This window comes from Tianweitania populi, assembly GCF_014652875.1.
Lineage (GTDB): Bacteria > Pseudomonadota > Alphaproteobacteria > Rhizobiales > Rhizobiaceae > Tianweitania > Tianweitania populi.
Genome location: NZ_BMZQ01000001.1, coordinates 1,132,660 through 1,158,406, shown reverse-complemented (window position 1 = coordinate 1,158,406; position 25,747 = coordinate 1,132,660). Strand labels below are relative to the sequence as shown.

Annotated in this window: 26 protein-coding genes; 16 read left to right on the top strand and 10 right to left on the bottom strand. The window is 60.5% G+C overall.

Features of this window, described 5'->3' with window-relative positions; all coding sequences use genetic code 11:
- The first annotated feature begins 195 nt into the window (after positions 1-195).
- Both IE166_RS05730 and IE166_RS05725 read left to right on the top strand, forming a co-directional pair.
- Entirely contained in the window at positions 196-582 is a 387-nt protein-coding gene (locus tag IE166_RS05730) for an Hpt domain-containing protein (RefSeq protein ID WP_189502404.1), read from the top strand.
- A gap of 94 nt (positions 583-676) precedes the next feature.
- Positions 677-997, top strand: a complete 321-nt coding sequence (locus IE166_RS05725; protein WP_189502402.1) for a 2Fe-2S iron-sulfur cluster-binding protein — start codon at positions 677-679, stop codon at positions 995-997.
- Between the two features lie 48 nt (positions 998-1,045).
- On the opposite strand, the gene IE166_RS05720 is transcribed toward IE166_RS05725, so the two are convergent.
- A complete protein-coding gene (locus tag IE166_RS05720) occupies positions 1,046-1,651 on the bottom strand; it encodes a DUF922 domain-containing Zn-dependent protease (protein WP_189502400.1) in 606 nt (201 codons plus the stop codon).
- Positions 1,652-1,775: 124 nt separating this feature from the next.
- Here IE166_RS05720 and folP point away from each other — a divergent pair, with 124 nt between their 5' ends.
- Genes folP through folK form a run of 3 tightly spaced genes read left to right on the top strand, consistent with a single transcriptional unit; the run spans position 1,776 to position 3,514 of the window.
- Positions 1,776-2,636 (top strand): dihydropteroate synthase, encoded by an 861-nt coding sequence (gene folP, locus IE166_RS05715; protein WP_189502398.1) that lies wholly within the window; start codon positions 1,776-1,778, stop codon positions 2,634-2,636.
- Between the two features lie 12 nt (positions 2,637-2,648).
- Positions 2,649-3,011: a dihydroneopterin aldolase gene (gene folB / locus IE166_RS05710; RefSeq protein ID WP_189502396.1), complete on the top strand. Its 363-nt coding sequence runs from the start codon at positions 2,649-2,651 to the stop codon at positions 3,009-3,011.
- Positions 3,008-3,514 (top strand): 2-amino-4-hydroxy-6-hydroxymethyldihydropteridine diphosphokinase, encoded by a 507-nt coding sequence (gene folK / locus IE166_RS05705; protein ID WP_280514867.1) that lies wholly within the window; start codon positions 3,008-3,010, stop codon positions 3,512-3,514. The genes folB and folK overlap by 4 nt, the downstream gene beginning before the upstream one ends.
- Before the next feature lie 22 nt (positions 3,515-3,536).
- Here folK and IE166_RS05700 read toward each other — a convergent pair whose 3' ends face one another.
- From IE166_RS05700 to IE166_RS05685, 4 genes are all read right to left on the bottom strand, one after another.
- The gene (locus IE166_RS05700) at positions 3,537-4,076 is read right to left on the bottom strand and encodes a hypothetical protein (RefSeq protein ID WP_189502395.1); all 540 of its coding nucleotides are present in this window, start codon (positions 4,074-4,076) and stop codon (positions 3,537-3,539) included.
- Positions 4,077-4,182: 106 nt separating this feature from the next.
- The gene (locus tag IE166_RS05695; protein ID WP_189502393.1) at positions 4,183-5,253 is read right to left on the bottom strand and encodes a YcjF family protein; all 1,071 of its coding nucleotides are present in this window, start codon (positions 5,251-5,253) and stop codon (positions 4,183-4,185) included.
- On the bottom strand, positions 5,250-6,710 hold the full coding sequence (locus tag IE166_RS05690) for a YcjX family GTP-binding protein (RefSeq protein ID WP_189502391.1): 1,461 nt from the start codon (positions 6,708-6,710) through the stop codon (positions 5,250-5,252). The genes IE166_RS05695 and IE166_RS05690 overlap by 4 nt, the downstream gene beginning before the upstream one ends.
- 56 nt (positions 6,711-6,766) lie before the next feature.
- The gene (locus IE166_RS05685) at positions 6,767-7,255 is read right to left on the bottom strand and encodes a SixA phosphatase family protein (protein WP_280514866.1); all 489 of its coding nucleotides are present in this window, start codon (positions 7,253-7,255) and stop codon (positions 6,767-6,769) included.
- 300 nt (positions 7,256-7,555) lie between these two features.
- Between IE166_RS05685 and dksA the strand changes: the two genes are divergently transcribed.
- Positions 7,556-7,972, top strand: coding sequence for an RNA polymerase-binding protein DksA (gene dksA, locus IE166_RS05680; RefSeq protein WP_189502390.1), 417 nt, complete (start codon positions 7,556-7,558; stop codon positions 7,970-7,972).
- Positions 7,973-8,030: 58 nt separating this feature from the next.
- Here dksA and IE166_RS05675 read toward each other — a convergent pair whose 3' ends face one another.
- Positions 8,031-8,834: a flagellar biosynthetic protein FliO gene (locus IE166_RS05675; protein WP_189502388.1), complete on the bottom strand. Its 804-nt coding sequence runs from the start codon at positions 8,832-8,834 to the stop codon at positions 8,031-8,033.
- Between the two features lie 165 nt (positions 8,835-8,999).
- Between IE166_RS05675 and cckA the strand changes: the two genes are divergently transcribed.
- The 5 genes from cckA (at position 9,000) to alaS (ending at position 17,298) form a co-directional block, all read left to right on the top strand.
- A complete protein-coding gene (cckA, locus tag IE166_RS05670) occupies positions 9,000-11,603 on the top strand; it encodes a cell cycle histidine kinase CckA (RefSeq protein ID WP_189502386.1) in 2,604 nt (867 codons plus the stop codon).
- 457 nt (positions 11,604-12,060) lie between these two features.
- Entirely contained in the window at positions 12,061-12,252 is a 192-nt protein-coding gene (locus IE166_RS05665; protein WP_189502385.1) for a hypothetical protein, read from the top strand.
- 39 nt (positions 12,253-12,291) lie between these two features.
- Entirely contained in the window at positions 12,292-12,999 is a 708-nt protein-coding gene (locus IE166_RS05660; RefSeq protein WP_189502383.1) for an OmpA family protein, read from the top strand.
- Positions 13,000-13,350: 351 nt separating this feature from the next.
- Entirely contained in the window at positions 13,351-14,451 is a 1,101-nt protein-coding gene (recA, locus tag IE166_RS05655) for a recombinase RecA (RefSeq protein ID WP_189502381.1), read from the top strand.
- 186 nt (positions 14,452-14,637) lie between these two features.
- A complete protein-coding gene (gene alaS / locus IE166_RS05650; RefSeq protein ID WP_189502379.1) occupies positions 14,638-17,298 on the top strand; it encodes an alanine--tRNA ligase in 2,661 nt (886 codons plus the stop codon).
- Positions 17,299-17,354: 56 nt separating this feature from the next.
- Here the strand turns inward: alaS and IE166_RS05645 are convergent, their stop codons facing one another.
- Positions 17,355-17,726 carry a PRC-barrel domain-containing protein gene (locus tag IE166_RS05645; protein ID WP_189502377.1) on the bottom strand — a complete coding sequence of 124 codons (372 nt, stop codon included), beginning with the start codon at positions 17,724-17,726 and terminating at the stop codon, positions 17,355-17,357.
- A gap of 257 nt (positions 17,727-17,983) precedes the next feature.
- Here IE166_RS05645 and IE166_RS05640 point away from each other — a divergent pair, with 257 nt between their 5' ends.
- The gene (locus IE166_RS05640) at positions 17,984-19,675 is read left to right on the top strand and encodes an ABC transporter ATP-binding protein/permease (RefSeq protein ID WP_189502375.1); all 1,692 of its coding nucleotides are present in this window, start codon (positions 17,984-17,986) and stop codon (positions 19,673-19,675) included.
- Positions 19,676-19,695: 20 nt separating this feature from the next.
- On the opposite strand, the gene IE166_RS05635 is transcribed toward IE166_RS05640, so the two are convergent.
- Together IE166_RS05635 and IE166_RS05630 are read right to left on the bottom strand one after the other, a co-directional pair.
- The gene (locus IE166_RS05635; RefSeq protein ID WP_189502373.1) at positions 19,696-20,316 is read right to left on the bottom strand and encodes a glutathione S-transferase family protein; all 621 of its coding nucleotides are present in this window, start codon (positions 20,314-20,316) and stop codon (positions 19,696-19,698) included.
- Between the two features lie 148 nt (positions 20,317-20,464).
- Entirely contained in the window at positions 20,465-21,679 is a 1,215-nt protein-coding gene (locus IE166_RS05630) for an NADP-dependent isocitrate dehydrogenase (protein ID WP_189502371.1), read from the bottom strand.
- A 178-nt stretch (positions 21,680-21,857) separates the two neighbouring features.
- Here IE166_RS05630 and IE166_RS05625 point away from each other — a divergent pair, with 178 nt between their 5' ends.
- The 3 genes from IE166_RS05625 (at position 21,858) to IE166_RS05615 (ending at position 23,842) form a co-directional block, all read left to right on the top strand.
- On the top strand, positions 21,858-22,790 hold the full coding sequence (locus IE166_RS05625; RefSeq protein ID WP_189502369.1) for an RNA methyltransferase: 933 nt from the start codon (positions 21,858-21,860) through the stop codon (positions 22,788-22,790).
- The gene (gene murI / locus IE166_RS05620) at positions 22,783-23,595 is read left to right on the top strand and encodes a glutamate racemase (protein ID WP_189502367.1); all 813 of its coding nucleotides are present in this window, start codon (positions 22,783-22,785) and stop codon (positions 23,593-23,595) included. Before IE166_RS05625 ends, murI begins: the two co-directional genes overlap by 8 nt.
- A 64-nt stretch (positions 23,596-23,659) precedes the next feature.
- Positions 23,660-23,842 (top strand): DUF3008 family protein, encoded by a 183-nt coding sequence (locus IE166_RS05615; protein WP_189502365.1) that lies wholly within the window; start codon positions 23,660-23,662, stop codon positions 23,840-23,842.
- A 143-nt stretch (positions 23,843-23,985) separates the two neighbouring features.
- On the opposite strand, the gene IE166_RS05610 is transcribed toward IE166_RS05615, so the two are convergent.
- Positions 23,986-24,747: an SDR family NAD(P)-dependent oxidoreductase gene (locus IE166_RS05610; RefSeq protein WP_189502363.1), complete on the bottom strand. Its 762-nt coding sequence runs from the start codon at positions 24,745-24,747 to the stop codon at positions 23,986-23,988.
- Between the two features lie 103 nt (positions 24,748-24,850).
- Between IE166_RS05610 and IE166_RS05605 the strand changes: the two genes are divergently transcribed.
- Positions 24,851-25,747 (top strand): LysR family transcriptional regulator, encoded by an 897-nt coding sequence (locus tag IE166_RS05605; protein ID WP_189502362.1) that lies wholly within the window; start codon positions 24,851-24,853, stop codon positions 25,745-25,747.

Genomic DNA, 25,747 nt, shown 5'->3' with positions numbered 1-25,747 from the left:
AAGCTCGTATCGTACTGGCACAGTCGGCCATTGAAAACCGACAACGCGCGGAATGTGTAAAAGTTTAAATACAAGGTTAACGACGGCCAAGCCAATCGTGCAGTTTTCAGTATTTCCGGGCAAGTTGTCGTTAACGCGCAGACCGGCGGCCATCTGACGGCCTGTGGATGAACGGGGTGGAGAGATTAAAGCATCATGAAAATGGTGGAAGGCGCAGCAGCCATTGCTGCCGAACACGTGCCCTTGGCGGCGAATGATTCCAGCGCGATGTCCAGTGAGCGCCCGATCGACCTGCATTATCTCGCTGGCCAGACGATGGGCGATCGCGAGCTACAGGGTGAGGTCCTGGCCCTGTTTCGGCAGCAGGTAAGAACGGTTGCGGAGGCGATAGAACAGGCTTCCGAGGATGACCGAAAGCAGCTGGCGCACGGCCTGCGGGGCTCGGCCGCGGGGATCGGCGCTGCGGCGATCGCGCGCTGCTCGGCCGAAGTCGAACACGATCCAACCTCACGCGAAAAGATCGCGCACCTGCTGCGCCTGATCGACGAGGCGCTCGCCTTTATTGATGAACTCGCTTCCTGAACGCCATCAAGGGCACGGGTGCGGCCATAAATACGTTGACTTGGATTAGGCAGGACTTATCTCCGCCTTGGCCTCATTCCCCGGGATATCTACCATGACTGCACTCACGATGGTCGCCTTTGACGGCACACGTTTCGATCTCCAGGTCGCTGATGGCACGACGGTCATGGAAGCCGCATTGCGCAACAACGTGCCGGGCATCGAGGCGGAATGCGGCGGCGCCTGCGCTTGCGCGACGTGCCACGTTTATGTCGACGAGGCGTTCACCGCGCTTGTTGGCGAGCCCGAGGCGATGGAAGAGGATATGCTCGACTTCGCCTATGATGTCAGGCCGAATTCTCGCCTGTCGTGCCAGATCAAGGTCAGGGCCGAACTCGAAGGCCTGATCATCCACGTCCCTGAACGGCAGGGCTGAGCGCAGCGCGCAGCCTGTTCGGTCCTCGTAGCGCTGAAAAGATCGGCGCTACATGCGCTCCATGCGATATTGCAGCAGGCGCAAGATTCGGCTTTCGAAGTTGATGCCTTCGATCTTGTCGAAGCGGGTTTGCTCGCGGTCGTGTTTGGCCAGAATTCTGTCCGTCACCTGCTTCACCCTGCTTTGCGCGGCTTGGCAGGTCGGGAAGCGGCCAAGTCCACGCAGAGCGTCTTCCAACTCACGCGCATGGTTCTTGGCAATGCCGACATGGCTTTCCTCATGACGCTTGATGTCGGCCGAAAGCGTGTTCCAGATCAGCCGCGTATCCTGATCGGCACGGCGCGGTGCGCGCCACCGCGGCAGGATGACCTTGGCTTTGACGGTAACAGTCGCCTTCGCAACCGCGCATTTGCCGCCTTGTTCGGCGTAGCCAACCCTTGAGGTAAACTCCATCTGTGTCGCGCCAGGGTGGCGGCGTCCGGTGTTCTTCATCTGCGGTCCGCGCTTGTTGAGCTCGCCTTCCAGCTCTTCCAGGGTCCGACCACCGATGTTGAAATAGCTATATGTTTTCACGACGGAGGCCGCATGGGCCGGCAACCCGATGGTCGCGGCGATCAATGCCGTCAGAACGAGACGTTGGGACAGCCGTTTCATGGCAAAGCTCCGTTGGGCCTCAACCATGCCCATGCTCACCTTAACAGTGAATGAGGATGAAAGGTGGCGCGCCGCACCATTTCCCGACATTGCAAACAATCGGCAGCCGCCGCATAGCGAATGAATGAACGTGACAATTGACCAGACGCGCCTTTGGCGCCTTGCCCATGGCCGCAGCCTCGAACTCGTGCGGCAAGCGCAGCTCATGGGCGTGTTGAATGTCACCCCGGACAGTTTCTCCGACGGCGGCCAGTATACCAGCCTGGATGCGGTTCTTCGCCAAGCCGAGCGGCTGGTGGAAGAGGGCGCTTCGATCATCGATGTGGGCGGCGAGTCGACGCGGCCTGGATCAGCACCGGTGTCACCGGAAGAAGAGCGCAACCGCGTTGTTCCCGCCATCAAGGCCATCGCTGAGCGGTTCAATGTTCTTCTTTCGATCGACACCTATCGCGCGGAGACGGCGCAAGCTGCGGTGGATGCCGGCGCGCATATCGTCAATGATGTGTGGGGCTTGCAGCGGGAGCCTGACCTAGCGGGGGTGGCGGCGCGGAACGGCGCCGGCTTGGTCATCATGCATACCAATCGCGGCGGCCGTCCGATCTTGCCTGACGTGATCGAAGATCAGGTCGGCTTCCTGCAGCGCTCGCTGAAAATCGCCCATGAAGCCGGCGTGACGAACGAGCAGATCGTGCTCGATCCCGGATTCGGCTTCGGCAAGGAAACGCTGGCCATGAACTTATCGCTGATGCGCCGCGTGGCCGAGTTGAAGGCGCTCGGCTTTCCGCTACTTGTCGGCACCTCGCGCAAGCGCTTTCTCGGCACGATCACCGGTCGCGAGCCCGCAGAGCGCGACGCGGCAACGGCTGCCACAAGCGTTATCCTGCGCATGGCAGGCGCCGTCCTTTTTCGCGTGCATGATGTCGCAATGAACAGGGATGCCCTTGCCGTTGTGGATGCTATGCTTCAAGCCGAACCCCGACTTTAAGAGCGACGTTCCATGTACGTGATCCGAATGAAGAACTGCGCCTTCTTTGCCCGCCATGGGGTGATGGAGGAAGAAGAGCGGCTGGGTCAGCGCTTTTATGTCGATGCTGTCATGACCGTCGATGCGGCGGATGCCGTTGCGGCTGATGAAATCCAGGGCACTGTCGACTACGGTGTCGCCTTCACGGTGATCGAGGAGATCATCACCGGCGCGCGTCGCTTCCTGATCGAAGCGCTTGCGCTGGAAGTGGCGCAAAAGCTTTGCGCGCGCTTTCCGCAGATCGCCAAGGTCGAGATCACCGTTCGCAAACCTAACGCGCCGGTTCCCGGCGTGCTGGATTATGTCGAGGCAACGATCGCCTGGCCGCAGGGCTGATCGCCGTGCATCGTGCCTTTATCGGGCTGGGTGGCAATCTCGGCGACCCGCAGGCTGCCATGCGTGACGCTCTGCATCGGCTGGATGAAAGCGCCGAGGTCAGCGTCGTTGCCGTGTCGTCGCTTTATCGCACGCCGCCTTGGGGAAAGCTCGACCAGCCGGACTTCTTGAATGCCGTGGCAGAGCTTTCCACAACGCTCGAACCGCGCGCTCTTCTGGACCTGTGCCTGGCGACCGAAAGCCAACTCAAGCGCGTACGCACGGAGCGTTGGGGTCCGCGTGTGATCGACATGGATGTTCTGTGGTTCGACAACCGCAGCGTGGAGGAGGCCGGCTTGCAGGTGCCGCATCCGCGCATGGCCGAGCGGGCTTTCGTAATGGTGCCGCTGGCCGAGATCGCGCCAAACCTGCCGACAGCACAGGGATCGGCGGCAGACGTTGCCGCTGGCCTGGACAAAAGCGGCATCACGGTCGCCGCTTCAGGCGAGAACTGGTTGCGATAGCCAGCCCGCCAGTCGCTGCCGCCTAGTTCTTGGCGATGGCACCGACTGCGGTCATGTCGACGCGCTTGAGGCTCATGCCGATCACCGGCACCATTTCTTCGTTCACGCGAACGGAAATGGTGACGTTCATCGTTTCGGGATCAGCCAGGCGTGCGAGCATCGCGCCGCGAAGCTGCGCTCGGTGCAGGCCGAAAACCGCCTTGTCGCCGGTGACATTGCCGGACGTCACGTTGAGGCCCTTGCCCTCAGCGCCGTCGAGGAAGGTGCCGGAATAGGTCTTGCCGTTTTTTTCGAAACGGGCCGACATCACCTGCGTGAACATGCCGACGCGGCAGCTGCCATCGAGCGCCATACCGACCTTCTGGGCGTGGCTGGAGCCTGTGAAGTTACAGTTGAACTTCGTGCCCTTGTATTTGCCGGCCACGACTTCGCCTGCGCCGGACCATTCGCCCTGTACGCCTTCGAAGAATTGCTTGTCCTGATCGGCTGCGAAAACAGGCGAAGCGAACGTGGAAGCGAGCACGGCAACAGCAGCCGCAGCAGAAAGAACAGTGCGTTTCATCAAAGGGCTACCAGACGGGACACGAGGGCTGGAAAACTGAGTTTGACCATGCCTTCGAATGGTTAATGCTTCGTAGCGACCGAGTCGAGTTGGTGCTCCGATCGAGTCACGCAGGGGCACCGTCGTCTTCACTTCGACGCGCGCGGGCAAAGGCGGAGAGCGCAGCCAGAAAGTCGCCGATACCGGGCCGGCGCACCGCGTTGAACGGCAGCGGACGCGCCGTCTCCATGGCCGCAAGCCCGATGCGAGCCGTCATCATGCCGTTGACCACGCCTTCGCCGAGCCTGGCTGACAAGCGCGCTGCCAATCCCTGACCAACCAGCTGATGCACCAGACTGTCACCAAACGCGACCGTACCGGTGACCGCCAGATGCGCCAGCACGTCGCGCGCAATGCGGATAAAACCAAGCGTGCCCGGCCTGCCGCCATAAAGGTCGGCAATCCGGCGGATCAGCCTTCCTGCTTCGAAGATCACGTAGGCCAGATCCACCAGTGCGCGGGGGCTGACTGCCGTGACCAGCGATACGCGCTTGGCGGCATCGAGGATCATGAGTTGCGCACGCTGGTCGAGCGGCGTGAGAAGTTCGGTTTCGGCCAGACGCATGAGGTCGGCGCCATCGATCACATCATCACGCAGATCGTTCAGCATACGCCGTCCGGCTGCGGTTTCGGGCTTCGCCGACAGAAATGAACTGAGATCCTGCACCAGTGCCCGTGCGCCCTTGGTGTCATTGTTGGCGATTACGGCGATGCCGCGGCTGCGGAACACTTCCATCGATTTAAGCCGTCGTAGGGCAATGACTTCGCGCAGGAGGATCGCCAGCAACGCCAGAGCGGCAGTGCCCGCAAGAGCAGCGGCGAGCCAGCCCAGCCATTGGGTGCGGGCAAACAGATCGCGGATGATGCTCTCGGCCCAAAGCCCGACAGCCAGCGACACGAACGCGCCGAACGCGGACAGGAAGATCGCCGCCAAAGGCGAGCGTCGCCGTTTTGCGGTAGCCGGCGGCGGCGGTGCGGTTACCACGTCTGGTTCGTCGAAGATGTCGTGTTCCGCAGCGCGCACGGCGGACGTGTCAACGATCGCACGCGGACGGCGCGGAGCAGCCTCCACATGCAAGGGTGCTTCAGGCTCGGCAGTGATCGGAAACGAGGCTGGTCGGCGCGGCATCTCGGTCATGCGAGTTGATCCCCCAGCAGGAACTGCAAGGCGCGGTCGAGGCGGATATGGGGCAGGGACAGCGTCATGCCGGCCGTGTTGCGTTCCAGCCTTGGCGGGCGGAAGCGCACGAAGCGGATTGGATGAGAGTTTGAGTCAACGTCTTGAAAGATAGAATCCGGTTTCGCCGGCAAGTCACCGGGAAATATCGCTGTTTCCGTTTTCCCATCGAACCGCTCGCCGTCGATCGTCTCACCCGCAAGCGGCGTTCCCATGATCACCGGCAATGCGTCCGAACCGTCGCCGACCGTGCCTTCACGGGTCGCGCGCACGGCGGCCATGGCAACGACATCGACCGCTGCGCCGGAGAAATCAGCGCGCGCAATAGCCCGGTCAGCAATGCGCCGCACGATCGCCTGAAGCCGGTCATGGCTTTCGTGATGAATGTGATCGGCCTTCGTCGCAGCGATCAAAATGCGGTCGATGCGGCGTGAAAACAGGTCGGTCAGCAGATGACCGCGTCCCTGGCGAAAGCAGTTCAGAATCTCGGTCAGCGCCCGTTCAAGGTCGGCAACGGCCTCGCTACCGGCGTTCATGGCCTGCATGGCATCCACCAGCACAATCTGACGATCCAATCGCGTGACATGCTCGCGGAAGAACGGCTTTACCACGTGCGATTTGTAAGCCTCATAGCGCCGCGCCATCATCGCATGCAGCGAGCCGGATCTTGGCCTTACATCCCCGAGATTGGGCAGGGGTGCGAAGGTCAGAGCCGGCGAGCCTTCTAGATCGCCCGGCATGAGAAAGCGCCCCGGTGGCAGCGTGGATAAAGCGCGGCTGTCATCCTTGCCCGCTTTCAAATAGGCGGTGAAGCTTTCGGCAAGCGAGCGTGCCGTCATCTCGTCCGCGTCGGCATTCGGATCGACAGTCGCCGCCCGTGCGCGCCACTCCTCGGATAGCCCGGCACGGACGGGAAAAGCGGCAAGTTCGAACACATCTCGGGAGAATTCGGCGTAGGTTTTGCCCAAAAGCGGCAAATCGAGCAGCCATTCTCCCGGATAATCCACGATATCGATCGAAAGCCGACCGCGCGAGAACATGCGGTTCCAGCCTGATGCCGACTCGTATTCGACGGTCAGACGAAGCTCAGAAATTGCCCGCGTGGAGTCCGGCCAGACCCGATCGCCGATCAGCGCGCGGATATGGTCCTCATACTGGAAGCGCGGAACCGCGTCATCGGGCTGTTCTTCAAGAAAGGCGCGGGCAATGCGGCCGGACTTCTGCGCTTCGAACAACGGCAGCCGGCCGCCATGCAAGAGGTTGTGCACCAGCGCGGAAATGAACACCGTTTTGCCCGCTCGCGACAGGCCAGTCACACCGATCCGCAGCGTTGGATTGAAGAGATTGCTGGCGCGGCCAGTCAGTGTGTCGAGCGCAATCCGCGCTTCATCGGTCAGACTGGTAATGGAAGATGCCACGCCCGGCTCCGTGAAAGTCAGAGCCGCATATAGAGAGTCCGGCTTCCTTTTAAATGCTAGCGGCCCTCGGGCTTCAGGATTTCCACCAGGCGGCCTGTTCCAGGCTGGATGTTCGCGATGTCATCCTCGAAGTCGATCACGGCAAGGCCAGCCGTGGGAAAGCCTGAACGGCGCAGTTGCTCGGCATGGGGATCGTCTTGCGACACAAGCGCCAGCGTCACATCCTCAATCATAGGATTATGCCCGACCAGCATCAGCGATTGTGTCGCACCCGATGCCTGGATGATCTGAACGTAGCCGGAGGCGTCGGCGCTATACAGATCCTCAATCAGCCTTGTCGTCGGTACCGATGAAAGCTCTGCACTGCAGCCGTCCCATGTCTGCTGGGCACGCGTTGCCGTTGAGCAAAGCACGAGGTCAGGCATCCAGTTCCGCTCGGCCATGTCGCGACCAACCGCGGACGCATCGTCCTGTCCGATCGGTTCAAGCGGACGATCAAAGTCGCGCATGCCGGGAGAGGCAAAACGGGCCTTGGCGTGACGCAGAAGATAAAGCCGGCTAGCGATGATCTACTCCTTTAGTCGTAGGACTTGCTTGAGAAAGCCTGCATATACTGGCCGCTATACAGCTTCTTTGTGTCCATCATTTCTTGTCCTGATGACAGGCAGTTTGCTGTTGAAAGAGGCACAGCTTCCTTTCAGACGCAAGGAACGCTCAGTTAAGTCATTGATCCTCTTGCGCTTATAGCAAAGATTAACTTTTGCGTGTCGCTGCCACAAGCCGCTTGTGTGGGGTATTCTCCCGAAATATATAGGCGCCGGGTTCAATGTTGTGGGGTGAGTCTTATGAACGCGCTCGTGATTGACGAATATGTACCCTCCGAAGACGAGCCGTTTATGAATGATCGGCAGCGCTCGTACTTCCGCGCCAAGCTCGTGGCTTGGAAGAACGACATTCTTCGTGAAGCGCGCGAGACGCTGGAAATTCTTCAGCGCGAGAATGCCAACCACCCCGATTTTGCCGATCGTGCTTCCTCGGAAACCGATCGTTCGATCGAGCTTCGCGCGCGTGACCGTCAGCGCAAGCTGATCTCCAAGATCGACGCGGCGCTGTTTCGCTTGGACGAAGGCACCTATGGCTTCTGCGAGGAAACGGGTGAGCCGATTTCGTTGAAGCGCCTCGATGCGCGGCCGATCGCGACTTTGTCGATCGAAGCGCAGGAACGCCATGAGCGCCGTGAAAAGGTTTATCGCGACGACTAAGACAACTCTTGTCGACCAACATCAAAAAGGCGCCTCCACTGGAAGCGCCTTTTTTGTTTCACCGCTTGGGTTCGGTGTCGAAGCCGCTTAGCAGTCGGTTCATCTCGTCTTCCAGGGCGCTGTCATCGTCGTCGCGCCGCTGGGTAGCAACGGGTGCAGGTGTGCGGGGTGCAACGTCCAATGTCGGCTCAGACCGGACGGACACTGGTGGTGCCGCAAAATCGCGCTGAACCGGCGGCGCGATCGGAGGTGCCACCGCTCGCTCAACGGCCGGCAGGACAGGCGGCGTGTAAGGCGCTTCCGGTGCAGGCTGCGCTACAGCAGGTGCAGGCTCCGGATAGGCTTGCTGCGGCACTTGCTGACGCGGCGCGGGTTGCGGCTGCACCGCAGGAGCTGCCGCACGTTGTTGAGGAGCGGGTGCAGGCCGTTCAACCGCACGCGGGGCAGGGGCTGGGGGTGGAGCAACGGGCAGATCGTGAACGTCGCGCGTGGGCCGCGCAACCGGTGCAGCTTGATGGGCTACCGGTGCAAAAGCGTCCGGCTCGCCATGGGGGCGTGTTGGTGCGTAGGGCCGGATATTCTGCTCGACGACCACATCTGTCGGACCGCCGATCAGGATGAGGTGCTCTACTTCGTCGCGACGCACCAGAACCAGACGACGGTTGGCGTCCACGGCGGTGGCGTCCATCACGGCTAGCCGAGCCTTGCGGTTGCGGCCGCCCATCACGAAGGTGCCGGAAGACAGGCCACGCAACAGGCGCAGCACGATCAACAAGACGATCAGCGCGACAATGGCGATGATCGTCCACATGGCGGCAGGCGCATATTCCGGGCCGACGATCGACTCAAACCAGGCGAGCAAAGTCAGCCTCCTTGCATTCTCGTTCTGTGACCTGTGGCACAGTAACCACGCACAATCCTTTCCAGCAAGCTAGGCGGAGCCCCTGCCTTTACAAGATGGGGCGGACCTTTCCGCTGCGCCTGGAATGTGATTCAAACGGCCAAGCAGGGAATCGGGCGAAAACGCATGGCCAAAGATCAGAAGGAAACGGTTTCGACCGCGCCGATCGTGGATCAAAACACGCGGCCGGGAACCGTAACGCGGCTGCTGATCTTCATCGGCGTTCTGGTGGTCGCCGCCTTCATCTTCACGATCTTCCGCGATCGTCTCGGCGATCCGTTCATGTTGGGCATGCTCGGCATGCTGGCGATGATCGGCGTCGGCTATCTTTTTGCCACCGCGATCGGCTTCGTTCAGATCGCGCCGCGTTCCAGCACCGATGATCTGTCCAAGGCTTTCGTCGACACGATGGGGCAGGGCCTGCTGGTTACAGACGCCAAGAACCGCGTCCTCTACGCCAACCGCTCCTATGCTGATATGACCGGCACAACCTCGGCTGCCGACATAAAGACGGTCGAGGGCATGCTGTCGGACCTGCCTGAAGCGTCGGAAACGATCTACCGCCTTGCCTCCGGTTTGCGGAACGGGCGCGGTAGCGACGGTGAATTCCGGCTTCCTCAGGCGATTCAGCCGGGTGCGGAAGCCGGCGCGCATTGGTATCGCGTGGTTGCACGGCCCTTCCGCATGCCCGGTGAACGCCAGCCCGTCAATGCCTGGCAGATCGCCGACATTTCGGAAGAACGCGCCGAGCAGGAGCGCTTCTTCCTCGATCTGCAAAAAGCCATCGACCACCTCGACCATGCGCCAGCCGGCTTCTTTGCCGCCGACCCGGATGGCCGCGTCACCTACATCAACGCGACCTTGGCGGAGTGGCTGGGCGTCGACCTCGCCAACTTCACGCCGGGCTCCGTCACGCTGCGCGAGATCGTGGCCGGCGACGGCATGGCGCTGATCCGCTCGGTGAAAGCCGACCCCGGCACGACGCGCAATGCGGTGATCGACCTCGATCTTGCCACCACATCCGGCGAAGCGCTGCCGGTTCGCTTCATGCACCGCGTGTCGGCGACCCGCGACGGTGTGCCGGCCGCCTCGCGCACCATCGTCCTCAACCGCACGGAAGGCGAAGACTCGTCTGCCGATCTGCGTGCTTCCGAAGTCCGCTTCACGCGCTTCTTCAATTCGACGCCGATGGCCATTGCCGGCGTAGACGCGCAGGGCCGCATCCTGCGCACCAATGCACCCTTCCTGTCGCTGTTCTCGACGGTGGTGGACCGCGACGCGATCGACCGCCGCGTGCGGCTCGATTCGGTGATCCACGATCGCGACCGCCCTGCCTTCCATGCGGCATTGGAAAAGGCCCGCCAGCGGCAGGCCGATATTGCACCGATCGACACCGTGCTGCCCAACAATGAAGAGCGGCACATGCGCGTTTACGTCAACGCGGTTGCCGACCTCAGCGACAGCGAGGGCGCTGAAGAAGCCGCCATTGTTTATGTCGTGGAAACGACCGAGCAGAAGGCGCTCGAAAACCAGATGGCGCAGAGCCAGAAGATGCAGGCCGTGGGTCAGCTTGCAGGCGGCATCGCGCACGATTTCAATAACGTTCTGACCGCCATCATCATGGCGTCCGATCTGCTTCTGACCAACCACCGTCCGTCCGACCCATCCTTCCCGGACATCATGAACATCAAGCAGAATGCCAATCGCGCGGCCTCGCTCGTGCGCCAGCTTCTGGCTTTCTCGCGCAAGCAGACGCTGCGGCCGCAGGTGCTGAACCTCACCGATGTGCTGGCCGATCTGCGCATGCTTTTGGCGCGGCTCGTCGGCAACAAGATCAAGCTCCAGATCGATCACGGTCGCGATCTGTGGCCGGTACGGGCGGATATCGGCCAGTTCGAGCAGGTCATCGTCAACCTCGTGGTCAACGCGCGCGATGCCATGCCCGGCGGCGGCGGTTTGACGGTGCGCACGCTCAACGTCGGCACCGAGGAAAGCAGCCGCTACGGCTATCGCGAGCTTCCCGAAGCCGACTACGTCGTGGTCGAGGTGCAAGACAGCGGCAGCGGCATTGCGCCGGAGGTCATGAAGAAGATCTTCGAGCCGTTCTTCACGACTAAAGGCGTGGGCGAGGGCACCGGGCTCGGCTTGTCGATGGTGTATGGCATCATCAAGCAGACCGGCGGCTATATCTTCTGCGATTCGGAAGTCGGAAGTGGCGCCACGTTCCGGATCTTTCTGCCGCGCCACATCGTGGAAGTCTCTGCTGCAAGCGAGGCCCGTCCGGCTGAGGCAGTGGAAACGCCGGCTGTTACCACGCCTGCCGCGTCGGCTTCACAGGATTTATCGGGGTCGGCAACCGTGCTTCTGGTGGAAGACGAAGATGCCGTGCGCATGGGCGGCGTGCGCGTTCTCACCTCCCGCGGCTATACCGTTCATGAGGCCTCGTCGGGCGTCGAGGCGCTGGAAATCTTCGAAGAACTGGAAGGCAAGATCGACATTGTCGTGTCGGATGTGGTGATGCCTGAAATGGACGGACCGACCTTGCTCGGCGAGTTGCGCCAGCGCCAGCCTGACATCAAGTTCATTTTCGTATCCGGTTATGCAGAAGATGCTTTCGCAAAAAATCTGCCGGCCGACGCTCAGTTCGGCTTCCTGCCAAAGCCTTTTTCGCTGAAACAGCTCGCGTCAACGGTCAAAGACGTTCTGGAAGGCGGTAACGGCAAGGTTTGATGGCGGGGACGTCCAGCTGCATGGATGATACCGGTTTGATTCAATTCCGGTACGTATCTGAAACGAAAAAGTAAGCTGCCAAGCTTTACAGCATTCTGCAATTTCAGGTTGTATGGAGTGCGTGGTGAGGAACTCTCGAAAGAACACCGGCTTGGCAGAACGCGATGCGTCGTCTCAGGCTCATCATGTAACGCCAAAGCCGCGAGACGAATCGCTGAACGTCAGCCTTTTGGCCAAGCTTCTTTTACAAAAAGCGCGAGCGCTTGTTTCATCAAGGCGCAAACTTTCGCCAACTCAGACCCGCGAGTTTAGCCCACCGGCGGCTTCTACTGAGTACAAGACAGCGTTCATGGCATTCCACGAGGAGGATGAACGTCCAACGCGAGGATGAACAATCATCCCGGAACAAGCCTCGGTCTCCCGCGTTTTGCAGACGATCAAAGCTGGAGGTTTAGCCATGGTCGCCGAAGACACCAACAAGAGCCCTGCCGCCGAATCACCGGCGGTGAAATCGCTCGAGAAAGAGCAGGCGGATAAAGCGCGAGACAAGAAGGACGGCAAGCTAGAGGACAGCCTCGAAGACACGTTCCCGGCTAGCGATCCTGTTTCGATGACAAATCCGACCAAGCCAGGCGCGCCGGAAGAATAGGCCGGCAGGCTCGATCCACCTTTTGCCTTATTTTGTGCTATGAGCGACCGGCCAGCCAAAGCCGGTCGCTTTGGTGTTTGTGAGGGAAAGGGGATTGCCTTGCGCTTGATCGTAGCCACCACCGTCGCCGGAGCTTTGCTTCTCGGCGCATGCACCACGGATCCTTACACGGGTGAGCAAAAGATTTCGAACACCGCCGGCGGTGCGGCACTCGGTGCTGGCATCGGCGCACTGGGCGGCATGTTGGCCGGCGGCAATGATCGCCGCAACGCGCTGATCGGCGCGGGCGTTGGTGCCTTGGCTGGCGGTGCCGTTGGCGTCTACATGGATCGACAGGAAGCCGAGCTGCGTGCTCAGTTGCAGGGTTCGGGCGTATCGGTCAGCCGTCAGGGCGACCGCATCGTGCTGAACATGCCATCCAACATCACCTTCGCCACCGATCAGGATTCGGTCATGCCGGGCTTCTACGGCACGCTCAACGCGGTCGGACTGGTGTTGAAGAAGTACAACCAGACCATCGTTGATGTGAATGGTCATACGGACTCCACTGGCAGCGACAGCCACAACTATGCCTTGTCTCAGCGTCGCGCGAGCTCGGTTGCGGATTATCTGGGCGCACAGGGCGTTGATCCCCGTCGCTTCGCAGTCAACGGCTATGGTGAGACGCAGCCTATCGCGTCCAATGCCAACGAGTCCGGCCGTGCGCAGAACCGGCGCGTGGAAATCTACCTGACGCCGATTACCTAAGGCATCCTTGTTCTTGTGAGCCGAAAGGCTCCTCGCGATTAGCACGAAGCCGTGCAGAGTGATCTGCGCGGCTTTTTCATTGAAGGCTGCTACAGAATCGCTCCTTCTGCGTAAATCCGCTTGGGCATCCCATGGGTTGGATCACTATGGGACGGGCACCGCCAACCATCTTTTATACACAAGCATTTGGCGAGTTGGAACAAACGAGATACATAGGGACAAATTCCATTTGCAAGCAAAGAGTTGAAGGCTCTTGCAATATGAGAACAAAAGAAGTACGTACGAGTTAGTCCAAAAAAGCCGGTCGAACCTCATTTTCGACCAAGATTCACGACCAAGGGGTGTTGTATCATGGCGCAGAACTCGTTGCGGCTAGTTGAGGAAAGCTCGGTGGACAAAACAAAAGCTCTGGATGCGGCGCTCTCGCAAATCGAGCGCGCATTCGGCAAAGGCTCGATCATGCGGCTCGGCAAGAACGAGCAGGTGGTGGAGATCGAAACGGTATCAACCGGCTCGCTCAGCCTCGATATTGCGCTAGGCGTCGGTGGCTTGCCGAAGGGCCGTATCGTCGAAATTTATGGCCCGGAAAGCTCGGGCAAGACCACGATGGCGCTGCATACGGTTGCAGAAGCCCAGAAGAAGGGTGGCGTCTGCGCCTTCGTGGATGCCGAGCATGCTTTGGATCCGGTTTATGCCCGCAAGCTCGGCGTCGATCTTGAGAACCTTCTGATCTCGCAGCCCGATACGGGTGAGCAGGCCCTGGAGATCTGTGACACGTTGGTGCGGTCGGGCGCCATCGACGTGCTGGTGGTCGACTCGGTTGCGGCACTGACGCCGCGCGCCGAAATCGAGGGCGAGATGGGCGATTCATTGCCCGGCTTGCAGGCGCGCCTGATGAGCCAGGCTCTGCGCAAGCTGACCGCCTCGATTTCGCGCTCCAACACGATGGTTATCTTCATCAACCAGATCCGCATGAAGATCGGTGTGATGTTCGGGTCGCCGGAAACCACCACCGGCGGCAATGCACTCAAGTTCTATGCGTCGGTGCGTCTGGATATTCGCCGCATCGGTTCGGTCAAGGACCGCGATGAAGTCGTGGGCAACCAGACCCGCGTCAAGGTTGTGAAGAACAAGCTTGCTCCGCCCTTCAAGCAGGTCGAATTCGACATCATGTATGGCGAAGGCGTTTCCAAGACCGGCGAGTTGGTTGATCTCGGTGTGAAGGCTGGTGTTGTCGAGAAGTCGGGTGCCTGGTTCTCCTACAATTCGCAGCGGCTGGGACAGGGGCGTGAAAATGCCAAGCTCTTCTTGCGCGATCATCCCGATGTTATGAACGAGATCGAATTGACGCTGCGCCAGAACGCAGGCTTGATCGCCGAGAAGTTCCTGGAGAATGGCGGCCCGGGCGGGCTCGACGGCGATGATGATGGTGATCGGGCTGCAGAAGCCTGATTTAAAGGCGCCGGAGCGATCCGGCGCCTTTTCTTTGGCCGGTCGGCGGCGCTGCATCAAGGCCGGTTGCGATGTGCAAAGCCTGCCTGGGTATGGTGCGGCGTCGTTCTGGACACCTGCCGTCGCTTGACGCTAAAAGGCCGGTTCCTTGGCCGCCCTGCGGCACCTCTTCACGAAGGCCTGAGCATGAGTGGCGTCAACGAGATCCGATCGGCTTTTCTCGATTATTTCCAGGCAAATGGGCATCAGCCTGTTGCGTCGAGCCCGCTAGTGCCACGCAACGATCCGACATTGATGTTCACCAATGCCGGCATGGTTCAGTTCAAGAACGTTTTCACAGGCTTGGAACAGCGTCCATATAGCCGCGCCGCAACCTCGCAAAAGTGCGTGCGCGCTGGCGGCAAGCACAACGATCTCGACAATGTCGGTTATACCGCACGGCATCACACCTTCTTCGAGATGCTCGGCAACTTCTCGTTCGGCGACTATTTCAAGGAACAGGCGATCGAACTTGCCTGGAACCTGATCACCAAGGAATTCGGCCTCGCCAAGGACAAGCTGGTCGTCACGGTTTATCACACCGACGACGAAGCGGCGACGTTCTGGCGCAAGATTGCCGGTCTGCCGGAAGACCGCATCATCCGCATCGCGACGTCGGATAATTTCTGGGCGATGGGTGATACAGGCCCGTGCGGCCCATGCTCCGAGATCTTCTATGATCACGGTCCGGAAATCGCCGGTGGCCCTCCCGGCAGCCCTGATGAGGATGGCGACCGGTTCATCGAGATCTGGAATCTCGTTTTCATGCAGTTCGAGCAGCTGACGAAGGAAGAGCGCGTGCCTTTGCCGCGCCCCTCCATCGACACCGGCATGGGGCTTGAGCGCATCGCAGCCGTGCTCCAGGGCAAGCACGACAATTACGACATTGACCTGTTTCAGGCACTGATCCGTGCTTCGGAAGAAGCGACGGGCGTTAAGGCTGAAGGCAAAAACCGGGCGAGCCACCGCGTCATTGCGGACCATCTGCGCGCATCGAGCTTCCTGATTGCCGATGGCGTTCTGCCCTCTAACGAGGGACGCGGTTATGTGCTGCGGCGCATCATGCGTCGCGCCATGCGCCACGCGCAGCTGCTCGGCGCGCGCGATCCGTTGCTGTGGCGGTTGGTCCCGGCGCTGGTGCGCGAGATGGGCCAAGCCTATCCCGAGCTCGTACGCGGCCAGCCGCTGATTACGGAAACGCTGAAGCTCGAAGAAACCCGCTTCCGCACCACGTTGGCGCGCGGCCTCACCTTGCTGTCGGATGCAACGTCATCCTTGCAGGAAGGCGACAGCCTCAATGGCGAGACGGCGTTCAAGCTCTACGACACCTATGGCTTCCCCCTCGACTTGACGCAGGATGCCCTACGCCAGCGCGGCATTTCTGTTGATTTGGCCAGCTTCAATACGGCCATGGAACGTCAGAAGGCCGAGGCTCGTGCCAACTGGGCAGGTTCCGGCGAAGCGGCAACCGAAACCGTCTGGTTCGCCGTACGTGATCGCGTGGGCGGCACCGAGTTCCTGGGCTATGACACCGAACAGGCCGAGGGTGTTATAACGGCGCTGGTCAAGGACGGCGCCGAGGTTGAGCAGGCTGCGGTTGGAGACACGGTTTCTGTCGTCACAAATCAGACGCCCTTCTATGGTGAGTCCGGCGGCCAGATGGGTGATACGGGTACGCTATCCGGCGAAGGTTTCCAGCTGGAGATCAGCGACACCCAGAAGAAGGCCGATGGGGTTTTCGTTCATCAAGCGAAAGTCGTGTCGGGCAACCTGAAGGTCGGTGCTCCTGTCGAGATGAAAGTGGATCATGCCCGCCGCGCCAAGTTGCGGGCCAACCATTCCGCGACTCATCTCGTCCACGAAGCGTTGCGTGAAGTGCTTGGCACGCATGTCGCTCAAAAGGGTTCGCTGGTTGCGCCCGAACGGCTGCGGTTCGACTTCTCGCATCCGAAGGGCATCTCGGATGCCGAGCTCGAAGAAGTGGAGCGTATGGCCAATGCCATCGTGGTCCAGAACAGCCCGGTCACGACACGCTTGATGGCGGTTGATGATGCCATTGCCGAGGGCGCGATGGCTCTGTTCGGCGAGAAGTACGGCGATGAAGTTCGTGTCGTGTCGATGGGCACGGCGATCGAGGGCGACAAGGCCGGCAAGTCCTATTCGACCGAGCTTTGCGGTGGCACCCACGTTTCGGCGACTGGCGATATTGGCCTGGTCCGGCTCGTGAATGAAGGCGCGGTCGCTTCCGGTGTGCGCCGTATCGAGGCCGTGACAGGCGAGGCGGCTCGGCGTCATCTTGATGAGCAGGATCGTCGCTTGAAGGCCGTCGCCGCGAGCCTGAAGGTCGCACCGGCTGATGCGGTTGCGCGCGTCGAAGCCTTGGTCGAGGAGCGCCGCAAGCTGGAGCGCGAACTCAACGATGCCCGCCGCAAGCTGGCACTCGGTGGCGGAAGCTCAGGTGGCGGCAGTGAAACCGAGCAGGTTGCCGGCCTGTCCTTTGTTGGTCGGACAGTCACAGGCGTGTCGCCGAAGGATCTGAAGCCGCTTGCCGACGAAGCAAAGCAGCAAGTCGGTTCAGGCGTTGTCGTCTTCATCGGCGTGGCCGACGACGGCAAGGCCAGCGCGGTTGTCGGCGTGACGCAGGATCTGACGAGCCGCATCAGCGCGGTTGATCTCGTACGGGTGGCTTCGGCGGCTTTGGGCGGCCAGGGCGGTGGCGGACGGCCGGACATGGCGCAAGCTGGCGGACCGGATGGAAGCCAGGCCGATGCAGCAATAGCGGCGGTCAAGTCAGCCCTCGCAGCTTAACAAAAAGGCCGGCTATCCAAGCCGGCCCTTTTCATTCCGCCACGTGCGGGTTTTCGTCAGTCCTTGTAGACCTCGTAAGCTGCAACCGTGGCAGCGTCGTCCTTTAGAACGAGCTTCACTCCGTCGAGAGAGAAGCGCTCGATAGGCACGATGATGTCGTCGCGGTCGCCAAAGCCGGCCTGATCATCGAAGTCGACAACCAAGGCTGTGGCCGCCGCACGATCGGTGCCGATGACGTCCTCGATCTCGCCAATCTTCTGGCCAGCCGCGTTATGAACGTCCATGTCTTCAAGGCGATCAGCATCGACATTGAAGGGTGCCACCATGGTCTTGTCGTCGACCTCGACCCAGGTGCTGGTTTGAGCCGAAGCCACGTTGGACAGGCTTGCAAGCGCGGCTGCGGCAAGAACGAGGGACATAGATTTCATGATGCGATCTCCTTTCGAGTGGAGCCTCCCATATGGGTCGACTTCGACCGCTTTCAGCCCCTGGCCCGCTCACAGCCACGTTATGACGCGGCAAGCCGTTCGACCGATGCAATCTGCTGGACGAATGGCCTCGCACTGTGCGAGCCAGATATCTGCTTAGTGGTTCTGGGGTCCCAATGGCGCCTGCAAATGTTGACGCTGCTGCTTTTGTTGTAGCTGGCACCCCCGTTTTGTCCCTGCGTGACCAGATGCGGCTCATGCTTCGTGCCTTCTGGCACTCGGCAGCGCGTACGCGCATCCTCCTGCTGACGGGTGCCTTGCTGAGCGTCATCCTGCTGACCGTCTTCGCGCAGCTTGAACTCAACCGCTGGAACGTTCCCTTCTACAATGCGCTGGAACGGCGCAGCCTGCCGGATTTCGTAAAGCAGTTGCAGGTCTTCTTCGCCATTGTCGCGGTTCTTCTGGTGCTCAATGTCGGTCAATCCTGGCTCAACCAGATGATGGCGCTCAGTCTGCGCGAAGGGCTGACGAATGATCTTGTCGATCAATGGTTGCGGCGCAAACGAGCCATCCGTCTGGCCTCCTCAAGCCCATTCGGCGTCAATCCTGATCAACGCCTGCATGAGGATGCGCGCAATCTTTCCGACATGAGCACGTCGCTTTCGATTGGCATGGTTCAGGCGACGATCCTCTTGGTCAGCTTCGTCGGCGTCTTGTGGAACACATCCGGTGATCTTGTTCTTCCCATTGGCGGGTACCGGATCGCCATTCCCGGCTATATGGTCTGGGCTGCCGTCCTTTATGCCGGCACGGCGTCCGTCCTCACCAGCGTGGTGGGGCGCCGGCTCGTTGGACTGAATGAGTCGCGGTCTGCGCGGGAAGCCGATCTTCGAGCGATCTTGATGCGAACAAGCGAAAGCCTTGCCGTCATCTCGATTGCTGACGGACAGGAGCGCGAGCGGCGCCGGATCGGCGAACGTATCGTTTCGCTGCTGCGTGTGTTTCGCGAACTTGCATGGGCACAGACGCGGTTGACCTGGGTTTCCTCAGGTTTCGGTTGGCTCGCGCAGATCGTACCGCTGGTCGTCGCCGCGCCGGCCTACTTTTCGGGCGCCTTGTCCTTTGGCGGCTTGATGATGGCCGCCGGCGCGTTCAGCCAGGTCAATGCCGCGTTGCAGTGGTATGTCACGAACTTCGGCATGATTTCGAACTGGCGGGCGACGCTGATGCGCGTGAGTACCTTTCGTCAGGCGCTGAATGAAATGGACATTTCCGCATCGTCAAAGGCGTGCATCGCCTACCGCGTTGGCGAGAAATCAACGTTTTCCATCAACGGCTTCAGGGCCACCGTCGATCCTCAGGCCGCCTACTCAGCATCCTTGCGGTTGGAGACAGACAGACTGGATATCGCGTTGGGTGAGCGCGTGATGATCGCGTCATCCTCCGTACAAGAACAGCGCATTTTCTTTCATGCCTTGTCCGGTGACTGGCCTTGGGGACGCGGCGAGGTCGTTTATCCTGAAAGCCGCGATTTGCGGTTCGTTGCGCGGGCGGGGCAACTTCCGGCGGGCACGCTAGCTGAACTGCTCTGCTATCCACATGCACCAGCGGATTTCGGGCGAGACGGTCTGCTTGATGCCTTGCAGGAGGTGGGGCTTGGTCGATTGCAGAAGGCGCTGGATACCTCTTCGGCCTGGAGCCAAGTGCTGGATCGCGAGGATCAGACCCGGCTCGCATTTGCGAGCCTCTTGATCCTGCGTCCGCGTTTTATCATCTTTGACGATGTCTTTGAGGATCTGGATGACGATGCGTGCGATGCGCTGACGGCCTTCCTGGAAAGAATGGCCGATCGCACGCTGATCTATGTCGGCCAGTCCGAGCTGTTTCGGAAGGTGTTTGATCCGCAGGTCGTCAAACTTGAGCGGACTGAAGAAACGGTCGCCGTGTAATCAGCAACAAAGTCAGATGCTTAGCTGTTCATTGCTTTGATCAGCGCATCGTCAAGTTCGGCAGCCTTCTTGTAGGCGGGGCGGTTTTTCAGGCCTTCAACGTAGCTGACGAAGGCAGGGCGCGGTTCTATGGAGTTGAAGCCGAGGCCGAAGGCGATGTGGGAGCCGACATAGACGTCCGCGGCGGTGAAGTGGTTTCCGGCTACGTACTGCTTGCCTGAGACGGCTGTTTCGAGCGTGGTCATGACGTCTTCGAAAGAACCGTAGCCGACCATTCCTCGTTTATCTTCAGGCACTTGCACGCCGAGTGCGCGGTTCACGACGGCGGCTTCGAGGGGGCCGGCGGCGAAGAAGAGCCAGCGGTAATAGTCGGCGCGCTGGGTGATTTCGGGCGCCAGATCGGCTTGGGGGAAGGCGTCGGCGAGATAGGCGCAGATGGCGGCGCATTCGGTGACGATCTGGCCGTTATGGACGATCGTCGGCACCTTGCCCATCGGGTTCACGCTGCGATATTCGCCTTTCATATCAACGCCATAGCCGAGGATCTCGGTGTCGTAGGGTTGCCCGACTTCTTCCAGCATCCAGCGGATGATGCGGCCGCGGGACATGGGATTGGTGTAGAATTTGATGGCTGCGGTCATCCGGTTTCCCCCTCCAAAAGCGCCAAATTTCCGGAAGATCGAGCCTGTTTCTTCCGGAAATGGCAACAAAAATTCCGGAAATGCAGCCCAAAATGCCGAAAAGGCGCGGTGGGAACCGCGCCTTTTCAAGAAGTGAGGATGGAGGGGCTTAAGCGCCCATCGCCTTCTGAAGGTTCTCGTCGATCTTGTCGAGGAAGCCGGTGGTCGACAGCCAGGGCTGGTCCGGACCGATCAGCAGCGACAGGTCCTTCGTCATGTGACCGCTCTCGACGGTCTGCACGCAGACCTTCTCCAGCGTGTCGGCAAACTTGGCGAGTTCGGCATTGTCGTCGAGCTTGGCGCGGTGGGCGAGGCCACGGGTCCAGGCGAAGATCGAGGCGATGGAGTTGGTGGAGGTCTCCTGGCCCTTCTGGTGCTGACGGTAGTGACGGGTCACCGTGCCGTGGGCGGCTTCGGCTTCCACCGTCTTGCCATCCGGCGTCATCAGAACGGAGGTCATCAGGCCGAGCGAGCCGAAGCCTTGAGCAACCGTGTCGGACTGAACGTCGCCGTCGTAGTTCTTACAGGCCCAGACATAACCGCCCGACCACTTGAGCGCCGAAGCGACCATGTCGTCGATCAGGCGGTGCTCGTAGGTGATCTTCTTTTCCTTGAACTGGTCGAGGAACTCGGTCTCGTAGACTTCCTGGAAGATGTCCTTGAAGCGGCCGTCATAGGCCTTGAGGATCGTGTTCTTGGTGGACAGATAGACGGGGTAGCCGCGCAGCAGGCCGTAGTTCAGCGAAGCGCGGGCGAATTCGCGGATCGAGTCGTCGAGGTTGTACATCGCCATGGCGACGCCCGAACCCGGTGCCTGGAACACTTCGTGCTCGATGGTCTCGCCATCTTCGCCGACGAACTTGATCGTCAGCTTGCCCTTGCCGGGGAACTTGAAGTCGGTGGCGCGATACTGGTCGCCGAAGGCATGACGGCCGACGATGATCGGCTGCGTCCAGCCTGGAACCAGGCGCGGGACGTTCTTCATGATGATCGGCTCGCGGAAGATCACGCCGCCGAGGATGTTGCGGATCGTGCCGTTGGGCGACTTCCACATCTTCTTGAGCTTGAATTCTTCGACGCGCTGCTCGTCCGGCGTGATGGTGGCGCATTTCACGCCGACGCCGTGCTTGGCGATCGCGTTGGCAGAATCGATCGTGACCTGATCGTTGGTGGCGTCGCGGTTCTCGACGCTGAGGTCGTAGTAATCGAGCGGAATGTCGAGATAGGGGTGGATCAGCTTGTCCTTGATAAGCTGCCAGATGATCCGGGTCATCTCGTCGCCGTCGAGCTCGACAACCGGATTCGCCACCTTGATCTTCGTCATTGAATGCCTCGTGTACTGCACGGGCACTTGGCCCGTGTGCGTTGCAGAAAGGAATGCCGGTCCTATACCATCGGGTTCGCGGAAGGCAAAGAACCGCCACCTTCAAACGTGACTTTCACTCTTCGCGCGATTCATGCGAGGGGACGGAGCGTTTTCAAACGAGACATCCAGTTTTTCCATGAGCAAGCAGCTGAACAGCGGACCGGCGATCATTCTGGTTGAGCCGCAAATGGGCGAGAATATCGGCATGGTGGCGCGGGCGATGGCCAATTTCGGCCTGTCCGAACTGCGGCTGGTCAATCCGCGCGATGGCTGGCCGAATGAGGCAGCTAGAGCAACTGCCGCCAAGGCCGATCATCTGGTCGATAGCGCTGTTGTTTTCGACACGCTGGAAGAGGCGGTTGCCGACCTTTCTTTCGTGCTGGCCACCACGGCGCGGCAGCGCGACGGGTTCAAGCCGGTGTTCGGGCCGGTGGAAGCCACGCGCGAGCTGCGCGGCCGGGTGGAAGCCGATCAGGCCACCGGCATTCTGTTCGGGCGCGAGCGCTTCGGCCTGTCCAATGAGGAAGTCGGCCGCGCGGACGCAATCGTGACCTTTCCGGTCGATCCGAACTTCGCTTCGCTCAACATTGCGCAGGCCGTGTTGCTGATGTCCTATGAATGGATGAAGGCGGGCATGGCGGACGAGAACGCCACGCGCTTCACAGGCCCGGAAACGGTGCCTGCGCCGAAGGAAGAACTCAACGGCTATCTCGATCATCTGGAAACCGCGCTGAATGCGCGCGGCTATTTCCGGCCGGTGGCGAAAAAGGAAAAGATGGTCGACAAGCTGCGCGCCGTTCTTACCCGGCCGGGCTTCACATCAGGCGAGGTCAAGGTGCTGCGCGGCATCCTGTCATCGCTGGATTATTTCTCGCCCAACGAGCCGCGCGGCATGGGATACCCCGAGCGCAAGCAGGCCGCGGATGCGCCGCGCATGCAGCGGCGGCCTGCAACTGCCGGCGGGCAGGTCGCTGGCGAGCGGAATGCCGGCGGGCAGGTTGCTGGCGAGCGGAATGCCGGCGCGCAGACTGCTGGCGACCAGACCTCGGGTCAGCACGACGATGAGTGAGCGGCCGGTTCTCGTTTTCGACTCAGGCATCGGCGGGCTGACGGTTCTGCGCGAAGCGCGCGTGCTGATGCCGGACCGTCGCTTCATCTATGTCGCGGATGATGCGGGTTTTCCTTATGGCGACTGGGAAGAGGACGCGCTGAAGGGCCATATCGTGGCTTTGTTCGGCAAGCTCCTCCAGCGCTTCCGGCCCGAAATCTCGGTAATCGCCTGCAACACGGCGTCGACGCTGGTGATTTCCGCACTTCGTGAGGCCTATCCCGATCAGCCCTTCGTCGGCACGGTGCCGGCGATCAAGCCGGCGGCCGAACGGACCCGTTCGGGCCTTGTGTCGGTGCTGGCGACCCCCGGCACGGTGAAGCGGCAATATACGCGCGATTTGATCACGCGCTGGGCGCAGCAATGCCATGTCAGGCTGGTTGGCTCGACGCAGCTGGCGCGCTTGTCCGAAATCTATATGCGCGACGGCTTTGTGGACGAGGCTGCGGTGCGGGCGGAAATCGAGCCGTGCTTTATCGAGCGCGATGGTCAGCGCACGGATATCGTGGTGCTGGCCTGCACGCATTACCCCTTCCTGGTGAACCGCATGCGCAAGCTGGCGCCGTGGCCGGTGGATTGGCTCGACCCCGCCGAAGCGATCGCCCGCCGCGCTCTGGCCCTGCTGCCGTCATCCAAGGGCGCGCGCATGGCTGGACATCAGCCTGATCAGGCGGTGTTCACCTCAGGCGCAACGAGCTTTGCATCGGAACGGCTGATGCACGGCTTCGGCCTGACCATGGCGCCGGGAACAAGCGTGGCCGACTGACTGTTTTCCTTTGTGAGACAACAAAGGAATGGCCCTTTGTTGGACAACAAAGGAGTGCCGGATCATGCCTGCCAAATCCAAAGCGCAGCAGAAAGCTGCGGGTGCCGCCCTTTCCGCCAAGCGTGGTGAGACCGCGAAGAAGGACCTGAAGGGCGCTTCGAAGTCGATGGTGGAGTCGATGAGTGAGAAGCAGCTGGAGGAGCTGGCGGAGACGAAGCAGGAGGGCTTGCCGGAGAAGAAGGGGTGAAGCGAAGGAGCTTGTGAAGATTACCGGCGCAGCATGCTTTCATCTACCTTGCTATGGAAGATAGCGACATGCCTTCGAGAGGCCCATCCGAAGGCGGCTCGATTTTGCTACCGAGCTGTCTCTCAATCTTTTTAATTGCACATTCAGATACGGAAGCCGCCGGCGACCTCGATGCGCTGGGCGTTGACCCAGCCGAAATCGCCCGTCAGTAGTGCGGCTATGACTGGCCCGACATCTTCCGGACCGCCGACACGCTGAAGTGCGGTTTGCGATGCGATAGCCTTAGTCACTTCCGGATTGTCACGCGTGACGCCTCCGCTGAAATCGGTGGCGATCGCGCCGGGCGCCACAACGTTCACGGAAATGCCGCGAGGGCCAAGCTCAAGCGCCATGTATCGCGTGAGTGCCTCCACAGCTGCCTTCATCGGTCCATAGATGGTCCGACCTGGAAAGCTGAAGCGGGTGAGGCCGGAAGATATGTTCACGATACGGCCACCATCGTTGATGAACGGCAGCAGCTTCTGCGTCAGGAGGAAGGGAGCCTTGAAGTGGACGGCAAACTGCGTGTCCAGTTCGGCTTCAGTGCCGTTCGCCAAGGTCGCCGTAGAGGAAGTTCCGGCGTTGTTGACGAGATAGTCAAAGCGCTCTGCGCCCATCGCGGTCAGGGCATCGCGCATTCTGTCGATGAAACCATCGAACGTTGCGGGCTGACTAACATCTAGCTGCACGGCAACGGCGTTCGCACCTTCTTCGCGGACGGCAGTAACGACCTTTTCAGCCTCGTCCACCCTGGAATGATAGGTGACGATCGATGACACGCCATGCTGTGCAAGGCGAATAACAGTGTCTCTGCCAATTCCACGGCTGCTGCCGGTAACGATGGCTATGTGGGATTTATCAGTCATCAAATTTCTCCAATTGTTTTCTGTCTCCGATATAAATTTCCTGCTATCGTTTGATTAGCCAGTCTCCTCTGACATCACTCTTCCGGTATCTAAAACAATGGCTATGGACAGGCTCACCGCTCTCGAGCTCTTCGTCCGAGTCGTCGAGCGCCGCAGCTTTGGTGGAGCGGCGGCCGACCTTCAGATTTCGCGACCTGCCGCGACTGCGGTCATCAAGAAGCTGGAGCAACGCCTTGGCGTTCGACTGCTCCATCGTACGACCCGACATGTTCAGCCAACAGTTGAAGGCGAGGCATATTACCGACGGTGTGCGGCCATATTGGCTGACCTCGAGGAGGCAGATCGGGATGCGGCGGGATCCGTCACGGGCTTGATCCGGGTCGATGTGGCTGGGTCTCTTGCCCGAACGATGCTGTTACCAGCATTGCCGGCCTTCTTGGCCAGACATCTTGGCCTCCGTGTCCATCTCGGTGAAGGGGAGCGCTTTGTGGATTTGATCCGGGAAGGTGTGGATTGTGTCATACGTGCTGGCGAACTGCCCGACAGCGGCATGATCGCTCGACGGCTCGGCGTGATCGAAGAGATTACATGTGCCAGCCCGGACTATCTCGCCAGTCATGGCGTTCCATCCTCGCCGCATGACATGGAAGGGCACGAGATGATCGCCTTTATGTCATCCCGTACCGGGCAGGCTCTTCCGCTGGAGTTCACGACCGATGGGAGTATCGTGGAGGTCATGCTGCCCGCGCCTTTGCTTGTCAGCGCCGCCGATACAAGCGCAGCGGCCGCGCGGCTTGGGCTGGGAATCGTCCAAGCCCCGCGCTACCGCTTTGCAGAGGATCTCGCTTCGGGAGCGCTTGTCGAGATCATGGCCGATTTCGCGCCAACAGGAACGCCGATCTCCATTCTCCATCCCAGTGCGCGACAGCCGCCTCCTCGCGTGCGGCTGTTTATCGACTGGGCCGTGGAAACTCTGGCGCCGCAGATGTCTGACGGCTGA